Annotated in this window: 3 protein-coding genes and 2 pseudogenes; all 5 read right to left on the bottom strand. The window is 55.9% G+C overall.

Annotated elements, in window-relative coordinates:
* Nucleotides 1-164: 164 nt before the first annotated feature.
* A pseudogene (locus B5E67_RS15090) lies at nucleotides 165-659 on the bottom strand (type IV secretory system conjugative DNA transfer family protein); the annotation flags it as partial.
* The gene (locus tag B5E67_RS15085; protein ID WP_002584337.1) at nucleotides 646-1,044 is read right to left on the bottom strand and encodes a PcfB family protein; all 399 of its coding nucleotides are present in this window, start codon (nucleotides 1,042-1,044) and stop codon (nucleotides 646-648) included. The pseudogene B5E67_RS15090 and the gene B5E67_RS15085, both read right to left, overlap by 14 nt.
* 136 nt (nucleotides 1,045-1,180) lie before the next feature.
* Nucleotides 1,181-1,894, bottom strand: a complete 714-nt coding sequence (locus tag B5E67_RS15080; RefSeq protein ID WP_087385899.1) for an antirestriction protein ArdA — start codon at nucleotides 1,892-1,894, stop codon at nucleotides 1,181-1,183.
* Nucleotides 1,894-2,235 (bottom strand): hypothetical protein, encoded by a 342-nt coding sequence (locus B5E67_RS15075; RefSeq protein WP_002584339.1) that lies wholly within the window; start codon nucleotides 2,233-2,235, stop codon nucleotides 1,894-1,896. Before B5E67_RS15075 ends, B5E67_RS15080 begins: the two co-directional genes overlap by 1 nt.
* Nucleotides 2,236-2,530: 295 nt before the next feature.
* Nucleotides 2,531-3,592 (bottom strand): annotated as a pseudogene (locus tag B5E67_RS15070) (ParB/RepB/Spo0J family partition protein); the annotation flags it as partial.
* Nucleotides 3,593-3,709 lie beyond the last annotated feature (117 nt).

The raw sequence follows: 3,709 nt of genomic DNA, 5'->3' as shown, positions 1-3,709 counted from the left end.
CATGGGAAAGACGCTCGTACAGGGCTGTGATTTTTCCCTTGTCCGGCTGTTTCTTCATGGGGTGTAACCTCCTTTCTTGAGGGTGCGCGCTCCCTTTATCCTTATTGTAAATTACCATTCGGATCGACGCACACATAGCTGCATCCGCTGTTTTTATCCGCGCTGGCCTGCAAAATCTGCGGAGTGAGCCAGAAGCGGGTTTTGCCCGAGCCGGACGAGCCGATCACACAGGCGTTAAGGTTGCGGGCGTTTGCCGGGTTTTTCGGGCGGGTGTTCATTGTAAGGAACTCTGTTCCGGTCAAAATGATGTTGTTTTCAAACTTCGGATCGATAAAGGGCTTGATGTCCTTTTCCGTTCCCCACCGGGCGGAGCCGTATTCCTCATCCCGCCTGTACTTTTTCGCGTTCTTACTTTTGAAATAGATCAGCAGGCGGAAGCCCACAGCGCCCACAATGCCGACGAGCCAGTCAAAGGGAGCAAGCCCCGGCGCAAAGTCTGCAAAGGCCGGGCCGATGGTCTGCCCCAGCCCCATGAGCTTATGGGCGAAATCCGCGCCAGCGGCCAAACGGTAAGCCGTCCCCAGCTTTAAGCAGGCCCACAGCACAAACAGATAGGGGATGTTGGGGAGTACATATTTTTTGATGCTATCTGTCCTCACGAACCGCCTCCTTTACCCGTTCCCGCTTGCGGGGCTTTTCCTTCGCAAGCTGATCCGCCGCCTGTTTAAGCTGTTCCCGGATGGGGATGCGGCGGGATTTGGATTTATTCAGCACCTTCCGCGAGTATTCAGAAAAGCAGGCGGTGATCGCATCCGCCTGCCCCGACTTGAAAAACAACAGGTATTTGTCCGGCCCGGTTTTATAAAAGGCATAGTCTACATTCCACTTCCGGGCCACCCGGTCAAAAGCCTTCGTGTCCCCGGAAAGCTCAATGCTGTTTGTAGCCGCGCCGTGTCCCATGAGCTTTTTCACGCTCTGCCTGCCGTGGGGCGTTTGGTGTTCCCGGTAAGCCTTGCGAATCTTCCGGCCCACAGCCCCCAACACATAGGCAAGGCCCCGCGCCGTCAGCTTGCTGGCCCGGACAGAAATTGCTATGGTACGCCGGGAAACATCTTCATCAATCAGTTATACCGCCTCCTTTCCGGCGGCCACCTCGGGACAAAGTGTCTCGAAGTGCCGTCTATCGTTCCTCACGCTCCTTATTAGAAAGTTTCCGATAGCCTTCCAAAGAGGAACCGTCAATAATCTCCTTGTAGGCCGCCATCTGTTCCCGGATAGAAAGTTTCGGATAGGAGAAAACTCTGTGCTCGGCGGGGATGTCCTCGATCCCGTGGTAGTGCTCGATGAATTTCCCACCGTTATTCAGCACATAGCCTCCGGGGGCATAGTGACCATCCTCGTTAATCCGAATATCACGCCCGTATGCCTCATAGTCAAAATAATTCAGCAAATGCTCCGGCACATCAATGGCCTCCATGTCCTCCACATAGATGCGGCCCAGCGTTTCATCGTCCCCCACACCGGGATAAAATTCAAAACAGTCCAGGTTTTGCGTGAGATTGATTAGGTCGGCCACGCTGGAAGTGTGCTCGCCGCTGTCAATCACAGCCTCGAATTTCTCCAAATCGCTCTGATCCAGTTCGGAAAGTAGGCAGGCCAGATGGTTGAGCTCGTCAAGATTTTCGTATTCCGTCAGATAGTCATAGAGCCCCAGCACATCCCCGTCAAAGCTGGTAATGAAAAACTCCTCATACCGCACACCATCCACACCGATGCGCTTTAGGAGCGCCTGCACCTCCTCCGTGGTAGTGGGGAATTTCAGCGTTTCTCCTACAAGCTCGCCCTCGTTATATTTCCCCAGGTTCGTGATGTAGGCTTCGAAAAGGGCCGCCATCAGCGGCGGCCCTGTCCCTTGACGGTAAGGATGCCCTCAAGGGTGGTAGCAGTAATCCCCAGCCGCTGGGCAACGGCGATGTCGTTTTTCATGGCCTCGGTCATGGTATGGCCGCAGACCACCAGTACATGGGAGCGGCGGAGCAGGTCGCGGCTCATGTCAATGCCGCTTTTGTGTTCCTCCGGCACTGCATCATTGAGGAACAAGGGCAGATACAGGGTAGGACAGATGGGCGAAAAGCCCGCCTCATACACCGCCCGGCAGTAGCGGGCCGCCTGTTCTGCGTTTTCACTGTCACCGCCAAGCCATCCGGCGGTAATATAAGCAAGTGGCCGTTTCATTGTCAAAACCTCCGTTCTTTGAAGAAAGATACTTCAGCCCAATCCCCCCGCCCTTTCCCAGTCATGGGAAAGGGGGCGGCTCTGGAGGATATATGCCCCCGCCGCGCCGCTGGAAGTAACACAGCCGGGGCAGACCGTCAAGGGCAGGCCGCCGCAAGCGGCGGTGCGTTGCACCCTTGACGGCCCACTCCCGGCTGTGCAGGAATATAGGCGGCGACGGGGGATATATCACCACAGAGCCCTCTGCAGGAGGGGCGGGGCCCCTCGGGACAATTTGTCTCGAAGTGTGGTCGGGTTACTTGTCTTTTTCCATCTTTTTCGGAGCCTTTGCCAGTTCGGGCGGCTGTTTCTCCTTCCACTCGTCCAGCAAAGTCATGATCTGCTCCTTCATTTTGGCGGGAGTGGCCTCCTTGCCAAAATATTTCTCCAGTTCGGCCATCGAAATAATCACGCCGCGATCCTCCTTTTTCTTTTCGCTTAATATGCCGTCAATCACATCGCCGTTGAGCTTGCCTTCCTTATCCAGCTCCCGGAGCTGTTTCGCCTGGGCCAGAGAGGGGGACGCCTGTTCCCCGTCAATGGAAACGGCAATCAGCCTTTGATTTTTCGGCTTGATATAGGAAAGCTCCACCGCAGGCATGAAGCCCATCTTTTTATCGTCCACCTTATCCATGAGCTCCGGGACAAGGTGGTTAAGGCGCAGATACCGCATGACCTTTTTATAGTTCATGCCATGCGCCTCGCCCACGATTTCAACCGAGCGTTTCCCCACATCGCCCTCGGCCACATTTTTCAGCCGGGAGCCCTGGTGCTTGATGTCCTCTACCTCCAAATCCAAAAGGGCGGCCAGTTCGCTGGGGAGCGTCTGATCCCTCTGCTTGTTGCTGTCCTTCATGGCCTCCACCGCCTCGTGGTCGGTCATATCCCGGACAATAAAGGGCATTTCCTCCAGCCCAGCCAGCTCGCTGCCACGGCAGCGGCGATGGCCTGCCACAATCTCATAGCCGTTTCCGTCCTTTTCCGGGCGGGCAAGGCCGGGCACCATAACGCCGTTGAGCTTGATGGATGCCACGGTTTCCTGCATTTTGGCGTCGTCCCGCACCTTGAACGGATGGGGGCGGAATGTATGGAACGGATGGAGTTCGGAAAGTTTCAGATAGACCAGCTTTCCCTCCTCCACAGGACGGGGCGGCACAGTCGGCTCCGTCACACCCTGCTCCGGGGGAGCGGCCTCCTTTGCGGGCTTATCCTTTCCGGCATCCGGGGGAACAGGAACATCGGGAGCTTTCCCGCCACTTCGGGACAATTTGTCTCGTTTGGACGGCTGGGACTCGCCGGGGGCCGCCTTGTCAGCCTTAGGGTGTATCTGAGAAGTCGGCTCATATGTGCAAAATGGAGAAAATGACAGCAGAAGCAGCAAGGAAAAGAAAAGCCTGAAAAGAATCCGCTCTCTTATCATAGCGGGTAGCGATCC

The organism is Faecalibacterium sp. An122, from assembly GCF_002160895.1.
In the GTDB taxonomy this organism is placed as follows: Bacteria; Bacillota; Clostridia; order Oscillospirales; family Ruminococcaceae; genus Faecalibacterium.
Note: the sequence above shows the minus strand (reverse complement) of the source record. Positions and strands in the feature narration are given on the sequence as shown.

Excerpts from the sequence above, each read along its gene's own strand:
- B5E67_RS15075 (WP_002584339.1), bottom strand. The coding sequence starts at position 2,235 with ATGAAACGGCCACTTGCTTATATTACCGCCGGATGGCTTGGCGGTGAC.
- B5E67_RS15080 (WP_087385899.1), bottom strand. The coding sequence starts at position 1,894 with ATGGCGGCCCTTTTCGAAGCCTACATCACGAACCTGGGGAAATATAAC.